Annotated in this window: 12 protein-coding genes; 10 read left to right on the top strand and 2 right to left on the bottom strand. The window is 57.9% G+C overall.

Annotated features, from left to right (window positions below; all coding sequences use genetic code 11):
• Positions 1-84 precede the first annotated feature (84 nt).
• Both ABIZ35_RS20795 and ABIZ35_RS20790 read left to right on the top strand, forming a co-directional pair.
• Positions 85-846 (top strand): hypothetical protein, encoded by a 762-nt coding sequence (locus tag ABIZ35_RS20795; RefSeq protein ID WP_348221841.1) that lies wholly within the window; start codon positions 85-87, stop codon positions 844-846.
• A gap of 8 nt (positions 847-854) precedes the next feature.
• The gene (locus tag ABIZ35_RS20790; protein WP_348221840.1) at positions 855-1,592 is read left to right on the top strand and encodes a 4'-phosphopantetheinyl transferase superfamily protein; all 738 of its coding nucleotides are present in this window, start codon (positions 855-857) and stop codon (positions 1,590-1,592) included.
• A 247-nt stretch (positions 1,593-1,839) separates the two neighbouring features.
• Here the strand turns inward: ABIZ35_RS20790 and ABIZ35_RS20785 are convergent, their stop codons facing one another.
• A complete protein-coding gene (locus ABIZ35_RS20785) occupies positions 1,840-2,460 on the bottom strand; it encodes a hypothetical protein (RefSeq protein ID WP_348221839.1) in 621 nt (206 codons plus the stop codon).
• A 40-nt stretch (positions 2,461-2,500) separates the two neighbouring features.
• Positions 2,501-3,139: a helix-turn-helix domain-containing protein gene (locus ABIZ35_RS20780; protein ID WP_348221858.1), complete on the bottom strand. Its 639-nt coding sequence runs from the start codon at positions 3,137-3,139 to the stop codon at positions 2,501-2,503.
• Between the two features lie 126 nt (positions 3,140-3,265).
• Between ABIZ35_RS20780 and ABIZ35_RS20775 the strand changes: the two genes are divergently transcribed.
• The 8 genes from ABIZ35_RS20775 to ABIZ35_RS20740 all read left to right on the top strand — a co-directional run bounded on the left by ABIZ35_RS20775 (position 3,266) and on the right by ABIZ35_RS20740 (position 13,974).
• The gene (locus tag ABIZ35_RS20775) at positions 3,266-4,102 is read left to right on the top strand and encodes an SDR family NAD(P)-dependent oxidoreductase (RefSeq protein WP_348221838.1); all 837 of its coding nucleotides are present in this window, start codon (positions 3,266-3,268) and stop codon (positions 4,100-4,102) included.
• 180 nt (positions 4,103-4,282) lie between these two features.
• A complete protein-coding gene (locus tag ABIZ35_RS20770; protein ID WP_348221837.1) occupies positions 4,283-5,215 on the top strand; it encodes an alpha/beta fold hydrolase in 933 nt (310 codons plus the stop codon).
• A 26-nt stretch (positions 5,216-5,241) separates the two neighbouring features.
• Positions 5,242-5,991, top strand: a complete 750-nt coding sequence (locus tag ABIZ35_RS20765; protein ID WP_348221836.1) for an SDR family oxidoreductase — start codon at positions 5,242-5,244, stop codon at positions 5,989-5,991.
• 105 nt (positions 5,992-6,096) lie between these two features.
• Positions 6,097-7,017, top strand: coding sequence for an aldo/keto reductase (locus ABIZ35_RS20760; RefSeq protein WP_348221835.1), 921 nt, complete (start codon positions 6,097-6,099; stop codon positions 7,015-7,017).
• A 395-nt stretch (positions 7,018-7,412) separates the two neighbouring features.
• Entirely contained in the window at positions 7,413-10,202 is a 2,790-nt protein-coding gene (locus ABIZ35_RS20755; protein ID WP_348221834.1) for a ribonucleoside-diphosphate reductase subunit alpha, read from the top strand.
• Positions 10,203-10,507: 305 nt separating this feature from the next.
• Positions 10,508-11,548 carry a ribonucleotide-diphosphate reductase subunit beta gene (locus ABIZ35_RS20750; RefSeq protein ID WP_348221833.1) on the top strand — a complete coding sequence of 347 codons (1,041 nt, stop codon included), beginning with the start codon at positions 10,508-10,510 and terminating at the stop codon, positions 11,546-11,548.
• Between the two features lie 79 nt (positions 11,549-11,627).
• The gene (locus ABIZ35_RS20745; protein ID WP_348221832.1) at positions 11,628-12,788 is read left to right on the top strand and encodes a WD40 repeat domain-containing protein; all 1,161 of its coding nucleotides are present in this window, start codon (positions 11,628-11,630) and stop codon (positions 12,786-12,788) included.
• Positions 12,697-13,974, top strand: coding sequence for a WD40 repeat domain-containing protein (locus tag ABIZ35_RS20740; protein WP_348221831.1), 1,278 nt, complete (start codon positions 12,697-12,699; stop codon positions 13,972-13,974). The genes ABIZ35_RS20745 and ABIZ35_RS20740 overlap by 92 nt, the downstream gene beginning before the upstream one ends.

The raw sequence follows: 13,974 nt of genomic DNA, 5'->3' as shown, positions 1-13,974 counted from the left end.
CACATTCCCCTTGATTTTGCCATTCTCAGGCCCCGTTTGGAAATAATTGTGATCGCCGAATGCGTCAGGTAAACTGGAAATACCATGAACGGACCCACCCTTGAATTGAACTTTTATCGCGACGAAAACGAGCACGATTTCCTCATTGACTTGATTGAGGTTCTCATCAAGAACGGAGCGGTGCTGTCCGGCAAGGCGCTCGTCCATCGCGGACCAAACATCAGACAGAAGCCATTTAGCTTCGCCTCGGATGAGGATAGAGAAGAAATCGAAATAGCTTCCGTCGACGATCTGCGAGCGATCAACGCCGCGCAAGATTTGCGTCTCGTCCAGATACCCATTACAAACGCCAGTGGCATCAGTCGCAATTCGCCGGAATTAGCAGGGATAGTAGGAATCTCCGACATAGCGGCGGCCAAAGGAGCACACCATCCGGTCGCCATTTGGGCTTCTGGCGATCAGATTAGCTTGCCGACGCCTCAGTCTCGCGCGCTCTCGACAAGCGCCTACCAACGGTTTATCAGGATCGTAGAAAAATTAGCCCCAGACTATGCTGCTATCACTTTAGAGTGGAGTCTGGAATGTCCGATGGACCTTCAAAATGACCCAAATACCCCAGCGTTCATGGATTTTTATTTGTCCAGCTGTTTCTTCGATGCTTCGCTAATAACAGAAGTCATGAATCTCTGCTCTCATGGTTTTATCAAACCACTGAGCACTGGTGTCTATATCTCCAATTCGGGCTTCTTTTCACCTAATCCACTCGAAAAATCAAAAGAGCAAATAGAATTATCGACGAAGATTGGCAAACTGATCGCCACGTATACACGATTGCATACGTATTGAGAGTAACCATGTCTCTCACTTGCTTTGACAAAACACTTTGGCTCTCTGCACCCACACCACGGCTCGCCGCAAACGACGCCCACATTTGGGGCGTCGCGCTCGATGACACAAGTCTGCGTCTCGATGAACTCGTCGTGACTTTGAGCGGCGCCGAACGCACCCGCGCGGAACGGTTCAAGTTCGCGCGCGACCGTGATGCGTTTATCGCGGCGCACGGCGCGCTGCGGTCAATTTTGTGTGGGTATCTTGGCTTGGAGGCGCAGGAGATCGTTTTTACGGAAGGCGCTCACGGCAAGCCCGAACTCAGCGGAGGGATGGCGGGTTCGCTGCGTTTCAATCTCAGCCACACCCACGGCGCGGCATTGATCGGGGTGACGCGAGATGCTCGTATCGGCGTGGATATTGAACGGGTGCGAGAGAACACGCCGATCTTAGATTTGGCGCGACGCTTCTTTCACCCAGACGAGGCGTGCGCGCTAGAGCAAACGCCGCCGGAGCGGCAGATAAGCGCGTTCTTCACCACCTGGACACGCAAAGAAGCCCTGGTGAAGGCGCACGGCGACGGCCTCGGCCATTTGCTCCAAGCGTTCGCGGTCTCCGTGGACAAAACGGCGGAGGTGCTGGTCAAGCCTGTCGGCGAAGAAAAAATCGACTGGCGTGTTTACGAATTGCCCGTGGGGATGGAGTACCGGGCTTCGGTCGCTTGCGACCAGGCCATGACGCTGCGGCGGCTTCGCTGGATTTAGACGAGCAAAAAAAGCAAGAGGCTGGCGACTGAAGTCGCGCCTACAAGAGCGCAGAAGTCCCCCTGCGTGGACTACATAATCCTTCACGATAATGTCTAATGTATGCACCACTTCAGACGGTGCCGAGTTCGAATATGTAACCCACAAAGGTGGGTTTCCGCGCTCTTGCAGGCGCGACTTCAGTCGCCGGCCTTATTATACATTTTGCGCTCATTGAATCGGCAAAATGCTTAAACCAGCCAGCCACTCAGCCCAGATCGTACATTGCCTCAAGCATGTAAGCATCTTTCGGATCGTAGTCACGGGTGACGGCGGGTTGGCGCAGGTTAATCTTCAGGCCGGCCAGCAGACGCATCGCGACGGCGCTCGGTCGCTGGGGCAGCCAGATGAGCAGGCTTCCGACATCTGGCGTGTGGGACAGAACGATCTGGATCGGGCTTTCGTCGCCGCGCACAAAGTCGCCTAATGCTTCGCGCAGCTTCGTCGGATCTGAAAGACCGGCGGACAGCGGCAAATCCGCGCCGAACAGCACGATGTAGCGCTGTTCGCCATCCTCGTCGATCTCCTGCAATTCCCGCGCCAGGGCAGTCGCATTCTTCCCCGTCGCCGCCGTCAACGGACGGTCACGCGGCAGATCATACTGCTCATAATCTTCCGTGGCGTCGCCCGATCGTGTGCTTTCCCAAAACCACGCCAGCTCCGGCGCTTCCAAGGCGTCGTCGAGATCGTCGCCGTGCGCCAGATCCACTCCGCCCGCGATGTCATAGCACAGCACGCCCGACGCGCGCAGATGCGCCGTCACGCCGCCGGTCCGCGCCGCGTCCTGCGCGCGCTGAAAAATCGAATCGAATTGGTCCTGTAAACTCATCGTCATTTCCTCACGACTATGATACCCGAGCCATATGCTCTCAATCGATGCTCCTATCGCCAGATCCCATCGCGCCGTAGCGCAGCCCATCGAAGAGCAGGGCGACCATGCGATGGGCGGGGGCGGGGCAGCCGCCGTCAACTTGCATGCAGAGGTTCGCGACGGCTGTCAGCAGTTCGTATGCATCCACGTCAGCGCGCGCCTCGCCGGCTGCTGCGGCGGCGTCCAGCAATGTTCGAAGCGCCGGCACGAGGCGCTTTTGGAAGTAGGCGGGTAAGCTGTCGAACGCCGGGTTTCCCGAGTGCAGGGCCGACGCAAGACCGCGTTTGGTCGCGATGAAGTCTGCATAGCGCTGCATCCAGCGCGCCAGCGCTTCGCCTGCCCCATACTCCGCAGCCAGGACCGGCGCGGCGTCCGCGCATGCGTCGACTTCATGGCGGAAGACGGCCGCGACGAGGTCCGCGCGCTGCGGAAAATGGCGATACAGTGTGCCGACGCCAACCCCCGCCTTGACGGCGATCTCCCGCACCGGAGCGTCCACCCCCGAAGTCGCGAATACCGCGAGAGCCGCATCCAGCAGCGAATTGACGTTTCGCTGCGCGTCGGCGCGCACGGGCCGATCCACACGCCCCTGGGGCTCCAGACCGTCACACGGGTCTTCCAATTGGTCGTTCACAATACTCCCCTTGACAAAACGGAACAACGTTCCGCATAATCACAAATACGGAACAATGTTCCATATTAACCCTATTATAGCAGATCGCCTTGGCATTGACGGTAGGCCGGCGGATAGAAAGAGAAGAATATGAATAGCAAAGTTTGGTTCATTACCGGAGCATCGCGCGGGTTTGGGCGCGTTTGGGCCGAAGCCGCGCTGGAGCGCGGCGACAAGGTCGCCGCAACCGCCCGCAAGCTGGAGGATGTCGCTGATCTGAAGGAGCGTTTCGGCGATTCCGTACTGCCGCTGGCGCTGGATGTGACCAACGTGGAGCAAGTCCGGCAAACTGTGACGCAGGCGCATGCGCACTTCGGGCGACTGGATGTCGTTCTCAATAACGCGGGCTATTCTCTGGTCGCCACGGTCGAGGAGGCGAGCGAGGAAGATGTCCGCGCTGAGTTTGACACCAATTACTTTGGCGCCCTCCGAGTTATCCAGGCCGCATTGCCGTTGCTGCGGGCGCAGGGCAGTGGGCATATTCTCGGCGTCTCAAGCACCGTCGGCCATGTGGCGTTCCCGCTGATCGGCTTTTACTGCTCCTCCAAATGGGCGTTTGAAGCGCTTCACGATAGCCTGGCGCAGGAGGTCAAAGCGTTTGGCGTTACAGTGACGCTCATCGAACCCGGCGCATATGCGACCGAGTTCGGAAGCCCCTCGTCGCTGAAAATGGCTCCGGGGATGGACACCTACAACGAATTGCGGGAGCAGGTATTCGGGCGTCTGTCGAGCATGGAGCGAGGCGATCCGCAGGCGACATCAGAAGCCATCCTCAAGATCGTGGACGCGGAGAATCCACCACTGCGATTGATCCTTGGCAGCACAGGCTTGCCCATGGTGCGCGCCGCCTACGCAGACCGCCTCGCCACCTGGGAGGAATGGGCGGATCTCTCGAACGCCGCGCAAGGCGAGTCGAAGGTCGGCTAAACCCCTACAGCTGGAAGGCTGTAGGCTAAGCTGGGGCGAAGTCAGCTAAAGCAGACTCTTGGGGCACGCAAATGTCTCTCATCATCCTAACCTGCTTCAGCTGGTTTTGCCTCAGAATAGCCTACAGCCTTCCAGCTGTAGGCACAGCGCGGACACACATCAAAGAAAGAAAATGGTTCTATGCCTGTTATCTCCGTCAGTCCAATCGTGCTGGCATCTTCAGGACGTGGCCCGGATCTGCAAGTGCGGGTTTCTGCACCCATAACTGGGAGTCATCTGCCGATTATCGTCTTCGCGCACGGCTTCGGCTCTTCACTGGACGGCTATGCCCCGCTCGCAAATTTCTGGGCGGCGCACGGCTTCGTTGTGATCCAGCCGACATTTCTCGATTCCCGAACGCTGAGCCGCACTCCCAATGCGTCTCATAGTGAAGCCATCGCGGCCTATCTGGAAGATCCCAAGGCGCCCTTGATCTGGCGGACACGCATTGAGGACATGAAGCACATCTTGGATCAGCTTGACCTCATTGAAGATTCCGTCCTGGGATTAAAAGGGCGCTTTGACCAAAGCCGGATCGCGGCGGTCGGGCATTCGTTCGGCAGTCACACGACAAGTATGCTGCTGGGCGCGCGAGTGATCAATCCCGATGGAGGCTTGGACGAAGAGATGTCCGATTCTCGGATCAAGACGGGCGTGCTGCTGAGCGCCGGCGGCCGAGGCGGTGAAGATTTGAGTCCGTTCGCGGCCGAGCATTTCCCCTATCTGGATCAGAGCTATGCTGAGATGACAACGCCGACCCTCGTGGTGGCGGGCGATCGCGACGTCTCTCCGTTGACCGTTCGCGGACCGGACTGGTTCACGGATGCGTACACCCTGAGTCCAGGGGCGGATTGCCTGGTGACTTTATTTGGGGCCGAGCACATGCTGGGCGGTATCTCGGGTTATCACGTGACGGAGACCACGGACGAGAATTCCGCCCGCGTCGCCGCAGTCCAGCGGCTGACCTGGGCTTACCTCCGCAGCAAGCTCTATCCTGAAGACCTCGCCTGGCCTACTGCGTGTCACGCGCTGAGAGACGATCCTAACCCGCTGGGTCGGGTTGAATGCAAATGAGTGATGGAAAGAACAAGGAGAATACTATGCAGGACAAACTCGTCGCCCTGGTCACCGGGGCCAATCAAGGAATCGGTCTACAAATTGCGACGGAACTCGTCGAGCATGGCTACACTGTGCTTGTCGGATCGCGTAATCTTGAGAATGGCGAGACAGCCGCAACGAGCATCGGACCGGACGCTTACGCTGTCCAGCTCGACGTCACGGATCCAGAGTCCATCGCCGCCGCAGCGGAGCGTATCAAGAGCGAATTCGGTCGACTCGACGTGCTGGTGAACAACGCGGCCATTTCTCATGCGGGAAAACCGGGCCGATCGCTTGAAGACATGATGAAGGCGAGCAAGGCAAGTGCTGCGTCGCTTGATGAGGTGCGCGCGGTCTTCGAGACAAACGTATTCGGCGTGATTGCCGTCACGCAGGCGATGCTGCCGCTTCTTCGGGAAGCGCCGGCGGCGCGCATTGTCAACGTTTCCAGCGGCGTCGGCTCACTGACGCTGAACTCAGATCCCGCCTTTCCCTATCGCGCCGGATTCGGCGTCGTTTACGCCGCCTCAAAGACCGCCCTCAACGCGGTCACGCTGTCCTTCGCAATTGAACTCGAATCGACCAACATCAAAGTCAACGCTGTAAGCCCAGGCTTCACCGCGACGGCTCTAAATAACTTCGAGGGAACCGAGACGATCGAACAAGGCGCCCGTGCGCCCATTCGCGTCGCCCTTGATGTGGACGGCCCGACTGGCTCGTTCTCGGGTCCGGACGGCCCACTGCCGTGGTGAGAAGGGGTGCACGACTCACGCCAATGTGGAACCTTCCCGTGACTTGGGGTATTCCAAGATCATACGACTTTACGAAGTTGATCTCAGAATACGGGAGAATATCACATGGAGACACGCAAGATCGGGTCGCTCGATGTTTCGGTCGTTGGGCTTGGCTGCAACAACTTCGGTGGGCGTATTGACGCTGGCGCCACGAATGCCGTCGTTGACGCCAGCCTCGACGCTGGCATTAACTTCTTCGACACCGCCGACATCTACGGCGGCGCCAAGAGCGAGGAGTTGCTGGGGCGGGCTCTGGGAACGCGCCGAGACCAGGTAATCCTGGCCTCAAAGTTCGGCGCTCGCATCAACGACGCCATGCCCGGCGGGGCCAAACCTGAGTACATCCGCAGAGCCGTCGAGGACAGCCTTCGGCGTCTCAATACCGATCGCATTGATCTGTATCAACTGCACCTGCCCGACGACACGACACCCATTGCAGACACGCTCGAAGTCCTCCATGAACTCGTCCAGGCCGGGAAAGTCCGTGAGATCGGCTGCTCCAATTTCTCCGCCGCACAATTGCGAGAGGCCGCAGGCGCTGTCGCGCCGGGCGCGGCGCGCTTCGTCAGTGTCCAGAACGAATACAGCTTGCTGAAGCGCGACCCCGAGGCCGAGGTGCTTCCCGAATGCGAGAAACTCGGAATCGCGTTTCTGCCCTACTTCCCCCTTGCGAGCGGTCTGCTGACGGGTAAATACCGCCAGGGGCAGCCCCTTCCCGAAGGAGCGCGCATCCAGTCCGACGGTCCCTTCTCGAAGTTGCTGACCGACACGAACCTGGACATCGTCGAGAAACTGATTGTGTTCGCCGAATCGCGAGGCCATACGATCCTCGAACTCGCCTTTTCCTGGCTGCTCACCCGGAAGTCCGTCGCCTCGGTCATTGCCGGTGCGACCAGGCCCGAACAGATCGCCAAGAACGCCGCCGCCTCCGACTGGCGCCTCACGGACGATGACTTGCACAAGATTGACAGCATCCTGGCGTGACACTAGCAGAGGGGGCGCTCAAGAAACCATCGCAGCCACCAAAGGAAAGAAGTCCCTATCCTCTTGACAAGCGCCCCCACATCTGCTATCATAGCCGCACAAACAAACTACATATTGATGTTTATGGGGCGACGCCGTCGTAGCGTCGCTGAAACAACGGGGGAAGTCCGGTCATTCCGGCACTGTCTCGCAGCGGTCGGCTCAAGGGAGCCTAGTCCGAACGCCCGCCCATCAACCGATCACTGCGTCCCCTTCGACAGAGAGGGGTGTGATTGCGTCCCAGGCCGCGCCGGCCACCCCCTCTTCACCAATTCGCCGGCGTCCCCGCGCGCTCTTCATGCCTCCCCTGCCCCAGGAGAGACGATGACAAGAGATAACGCGAAGGGAGCCCGCCCATGGCCGTATCACCGACATTTTCCGAAACGAACTTATCCCCAGAATCCACATTAGGCGCCGTGCGAAAGCGCAATGGCGGCATCGCCACGTTTGATGGCGTACGTATTCACAAAGCCATCGAAAAGGCGTTTCGCGCCGAAAAGCGGCTGACGCCGGACGAACTTCTGAGCGCCGATTTGACAGGCGCCATTGATTCGTATGCGAACGCGGTCATCGCATGGAGCGCGGCTCAGGACGATCTGAACGTTGAGGCGATCCAGGATGAAGTGGAGCGCGTGCTGATGGCGGGGGGCGCGCACGGCGTCGCACGGCGTTATATTCTTTATCGCGAGCAGCACGCCGAAAAGCGACGGGCGCGCGCTCTTTGGTATCGCCGGGCCGACGGCAGCGAAGCGGTGCTGGATATGGACATGCTGCGGGCGAGCATTGAGGACGCCTGCGCCGGCCTCGGGGCAGATGTGAGCGCCGAACCGGTGGTGAAGGAAGCCCTGGGATCACTTTACGCGGGAGTGACGGAAGCGGAGATCGCGCAATCGACGATTTTGGCGGCCCGCTCGCGTGTCGAGATCGAGCCGGGATATAGCAATGCCGCCGCGCGCTTATTGCTGGGCGTGTTGTATGGGGAAGCGACCGGAACGCCCTCGCGCATTGTGGACGCCGACCAGATCTATGCGTCTTATTTCCGAACGTACTTCATGCAGGCCGTCGAAGCGAAGCTGCTCGATCCCGAGATGCTGACATTCGATCTAGATCGCCTTGCCGCCGCCATTCACAGCGAACGCGACTTGCAGTTCCAATTTCTCGGCCTGCAGACGCTTTACGACCGATACTTAATTCAAGACAAGGGACGGCGTATTGAGCTGCCCCAATTGTTCTGGATGCGCGTCGCGATGGGGCTATCGCTGCGTGAGGACGACCGCGAGGGGCGCGCCATCGAGTTCTACACGCTGCTTTCGCAGTTCCATTTCACGTCGGCCACCCCCACTCTCTTCAACGCCGGCACGCTGCATTCCCAGCTTTCGTCATGCTATCTCACCACGGTCCCAGACGACCTCGGCGGCATCTTCTCCAGCATCCGGGACAACGCACTGCTCTCCAAGTGGGCGGGCGGCCTCGGCAACGACTGGACGGGCGTTCGCGCCCTCGGCGCCCCGATTACGGGAACGGGCGGCAAGAGCCAGGGCGTCATTCCCTTCTTAAAAGTCGCCAGCGATACCGCCGTCGCGGTCAACCAGGGCGGCAAGCGCAAGGGCGCCGTCTGCGCCTATCTCGAAACGTGGCACCTGGACATCGAGCACTTCTTAGATCTGCGCAAGAATACGGGAGACGATCGGCGCCGCACGCACGACATGAACACGGCGAACTGGATCCCCGACTTGTTTATGCAGCGTGTCGCCGCCGGCGGCCAGTGGACGCTGTTCAGCCCGAATGATGCGCCCGACCTGCACGATACCTACGGCGCGGCGTTTGAAGCGCGCTACACCGAATACGAGCGGCAGGCGGACGCCGGGAAGATCGCGCTCTTCAAGCGCATCCCCGCGCTGGACCTCTGGCGTAAGATGCTCGCCGCCCTGTTCGAGACCGGTCACCCCTGGATTACATTCAAGGACCCTTCCAATGTCCGTTCACCCCAGCAGCACGTCGGCGTCGTCCACAACTCCAACCTCTGCACGGAGATCCTGCTCAACACGTCCGACGAAGAGACCGCCGTCTGCAACCTGGGCTCCATCAACCTGCAAGCGCACCTTACGGACGGACGCCTCGACCACACGCGGCTCCAAGCGACCATTCAAACGGCCGTCCGAATGCTCGACAACGTGATCGACATCAATTACTATCCGACGCCCCAGGCGAAGACGGCCAACCTGCGTCACCGCCCGGTCGGCCTCGGCGTGATGGGCTTCCAGGACGCGCTCTACACACTTGGGATCAGCTACGCCAGCGACGCCGCCGTCCAATTCGCCGACCAGAGCATGGAAGCCATTTCCTACTACGCCTTCCTGGCGTCTTCGGACCTGGCCGCCCAACGCGGCGCCTACCCCACATACCAAGGGTCACTCTGGGATCAGGGCCTGCTGCCGATCGACACCATCGATCGCCTGCAAAAAGAGCGTGGATCGGATATCTTGATGGACCGAAGCAGCACGATGGACTGGAGCGTCGTCCGCAATGCGATCCAGCAAAACGGCATGCGCAACAGCAACGTCCTCGCCATCGCGCCGACCGCCACGATCTCCAACATCGTCGGCGTCAGCCAGTCAATCGAGCCGACCTACAAGAACCTCTACGTCAAGAGCAACCTCTCGGGTGAGTTCACCCAGGTCAACGCCCCGCTCGTCAACGACCTGAAGGCGCTGGGCCTCTGGGACGCCGAGATGCGCGACGATCTTAAGTACTTCGACGGCTCGCTCCTCGAAATTGAGCGTATCCCGCAAGAAATCCGCGACCGATATCGCACGGCGTTCGAGATCGACGCCCATTGGATCATCGAGTGCGCCAGCCGCCGTCAAAAGTGGATCGACATGGGCCAATCGCTCAATCTCTACATGGACCAGCCCAGCGGCAAAAAACTCAGCGAGATGTACTTCCTCGCTTGGGCCAAGGGTCTCAAGACGACCTATTACCTGCGCACCGTCGCCGCCACCCAGGTCGAAAAATCCACCCTCGACATCAACCGCCGCAGCATCCAGCCCCGCTGGATGAAGAACCAGAGCGCCTCCGCCGATATCCAGGTCGAACGCGCCCCGGAAACATGCACGCTCGGCGCCGAGTGCGAGGCTTGTCAGTGATTTAGGCCCTATTCCCGTGCCTTCGTGACCTATTCCCCCGCGCTTTAGCGCGTTTCCCCCTTTTCCCAGCAAGGCCCTTCGGGCGGGAAAAGGGGTGTTCGTAACTATGAGCCAGGCGCGTGTTCCGTGTTGTGAGAAGAGTTTTCAGAGAGCCGAAATTCTTTGTAGGCAACGACAAGATTCGCCTGGATGATAATTATCAGCACCCCTTTTCCCCCGCGAAGCGGCTTGCTGGGAAAAGGGGGAAACGCGCTAAAGCGCGGGGGAATAGGTCTCGCTGCGAAACAGATCCCAAGGAACCCCAAATGAATTACACCGAAACCGTCACCGAACCCGCCGCCGCGCCCGCGCGCAAGCGACTGATCAATAGCAGCCAGGTGGACGTCAACCAGCTCATGCCCCTCCAATACCACTGGGCGTGGGAGCACTACGTCAACGGCTGCGCGAACCACTGGATGCCGACTGAAGTCTCAATGGGCGCCGACATCGCGCTCTGGGGCTCGAATGGCTTGACCCAGGCCGAGCGGCTCGTGATCCTGCGTAACTTAGGCTTCTTTTCCACCGCCGAGAGTTTGGTGGGAAACAACTTGGTGCTAGCGATCTTCAAGCACATCACCAACGCCGAATGCCGACAGTATTTGCTGCGGCAAGCGTTTGAAGAGGCTGTGCACACGCACACGTTTCTTTATATCGTGGACAGCCTGGGACTGAGCGAGCGGGAAGTCTTCAATATGTATCGGGAAGTCCCAGCCATCACGCGCAAGGACGAGTTTGAGATGGCGCTGACCGCCGATGTGCTCGATCCAAACTTCACCACGGAGACCTTTGAAGGCGGCCAGAAGTTCTTGGAGAATCTCATCGGCTACTATCTGATCATGGAAGGCATTTTCTTTTACACGGGCTTCGTGATGATCCTCTCGTTCCACCGTCAGAACCGGATGACGGGGATCGGCGAGCAGTTCCAATATATACTGCGCGACGAGACCACGCATCTCAACTTCGGCATCGATCTGATCAACGGTATCAAACAAGAGAACCCGCATCTGTGGACGCCGGAGTTCCAGTCGCGGATCTTGGATCTCGTGGATCAGGCAGTGTCATTGGAAATCGCGTATGCGTGGGATTGCCTGCCCGAGGGGATTTTGGGTCTGAACGGCGATCTGTTCCAAGAGTACGTCCGGCACATCGCCGACCGGCGATTGGAGCGCATCGGCCTGCCCGCGCAGTACGGCGCGTCCAACCCATTCCCCTGGATGAGCGAGACGATGGATTTGGGGAAGGAAAAGAACTTCTTCGAGACCCGCGTGACCGAGTACCAATCCGCCGCAGGACTGACTTGGGATTAGCGTTCCCGGTGTATAATCATCATGAATACAACGCCCGCCCTCTTTTCGCGGCGGGCGTTGGACAGGATGATAGCGCCCATTGAAACTCCGCTGGAAATTTACTCGTAAAGCCACCGTCAAAGTAGTAGCCGCCGTCGGCGTGCTATGCGCCGTCCTCTACTGCTCCCCATACTTCATTCCTCGCACAGTCACTGTTCCACACGAGTTATGGAGCCTTGCCTATTCTCCTGACGGAAAAACATTGGCCACAGGAGATCAATTTGCGATTGATAAGCCCGATGGTACGCATGGCGGATACGGAGTCGGAGATCTTCGCCTATGGGGTACGCGAGGCTCAATATTTGGGGATATCGCTGCTGATCCTCTCACGACTCCATATCTTGGAATACAAAGAGACAAATACAACCCCATCGCCGCCACGGGCCCTTGCACCGATATTCGCTTTTCCCCAAATAGCCGTTACGTCATGGCGGCAAATCCAACGAGTTCATTCGGCATTTGGGATACAGTGGAGAAACGCTGGATTTACCATCGTCCGTTGTCCCAGGTTATCATGAGCAAAGAAAGATGTGCGCCAATTGGATTCTCCGCAGATAGCTCCCTTTGCTACTATGCAGTAATTCAAGAAGGCAAGCCGACAGAAGTGCAACGCAAAAACTGGAAACAACCGTATCAAACGGACATTATTGTTCAGAGAATATCGGATGGCGTCGTTGTAGGTCGCCTGAACGATTTTCTCAAGGACCGTGTCTGGCCCGTAAAATTTCGTCTTTTGTCGGACTCCAAGACGCTCGCATGCCTAACGAACAATGACGGGCCAACGACAGGCGATGGACCAGGATTATTAAAACTTCTGAACATCACGAATGGCGCGACGTTAGAATCATGGCCGATCAAAAGAGTGCGGCAAGATTTCTCAGCTTCGCAAGATGGCCGCCAGTTCGCAACAACGGGAGGCAATAATGGGCGTATGATTGTTTTCAATCGTGGCGTTGTAAAACCATCTGTAGTGAATATCCCAAACGGTGATAGCATTTCACATTCCGCGTTCTCGCCAGATGGGACGCAGATCGCCGCTTGCGGCTGGGGTGGCGATATCTTTGTTTGGGACGCACATTCCCTAAAACCGCGCAAAATAATTTTCGGTTTTGATCGGTTCGCCATGGGCGTCACGTTCTCACCGGACAGCAAGACACTTGCGGTTGCATCGGTACTGTCCGTCAAATTCTGGAAAGCGTAAGCGAAAGAACGTGCATCAAAAAACTTTGAAAAATTCTCTAAAAATAGCAGGCTTCACTCTGGCGACGGTCGGCGCGCTTGTCTGCTTCAGCATATACAATATTCCCAGAACACTGCGTACATCCCAAGATATCGTCGGCGCTGCATTTTCGCCCGATGGGAAAACCCTTGTGACGGGACATGAGTTTATCGCGAGCGCTCGTCAATCCAAGTGGATCGCCAAGCAAGCCGTGGGCGCTCTCCTCCTCTGGCAAGCGCAGGACGCAACGCGCGGAGCCTCCGAAAACAGCGCTATTAAACTTCCCTATCTGGTCAATCCCAAGAACTTATTGGATAGCCGTAATGGCGGCGCCGCCAATGACTTACGATATTCTCCCAACGGCCGCTATCTGATGGCGGCGAGCCGAGGCTCTTCTTCGCTCGGCGTTTGGGACTTCGCCGACAACCGATGGATATCGCGCAAGTTTGGATATATTGCAGATTCGCAAGCAACGTATCAGCCCATCGGCTTCTCCAATGACAGCACGCTTTATTTTTACGCCAAGCAGCGTATTATTTATCCAAAGCAGCACGGTGCTGAGAAGCAAAATTTTGAAGAGTCGATTGATGGGACGATTTGTCCTACAGACATCGTTGCGGAAAGAGTAGTCGATGGCTCAAATGCGTTTACCACTGCGAACATCTTCAAGGATGGTCAGTATGCGGAGCCATTCCGCTTGCTTTCCGATGGAGAAACGTTTGCTTGTCTTAAACATCGCGGAGGCCCTGTTTCTTTTAGTGGAACCGAAACGCTGGAAATCCTGCCCCTGAAAGGCGGACCACCGCTGCAATCTTGGGAAATAAAAGAATGGCTGCAGGACTTCTCTTGTTCGCTGGATGGCCGTCAATTCGCGACGACAGGCGAGCATAACGGGGAAATAATGATATTCCGGCGAGGCGTGGCGGAGCCGATTGTGCTGGATATTCCGAACCACGACAGCATCAGCCATTCCGCCTTTTCGCCAGATGGAAGTCTATTCGCCGCATGCGGATGGGGCGGCGACGTTTTCCTTTGGGATGCGCGCAATTTGACATTCCGCAAGACCCTTTATGGTTTTGATGAGTGGAACCAAAGCGCCACCTTCTCCCCGGACAGCAAAACGCTGGCCACCGTCAATGGAAAAGTTGTCAAATTCTGGCGAATGTAA

Source organism: Capsulimonas sp. (genome assembly GCF_039929585.1).
Lineage (GTDB): Bacteria > Armatimonadota > Armatimonadia > Armatimonadales > Capsulimonadaceae > Capsulimonas.
The sequence above is the reverse complement of the archived record's forward strand: the minus strand, read 5'-3'. Positions and strand labels throughout refer to the sequence as shown.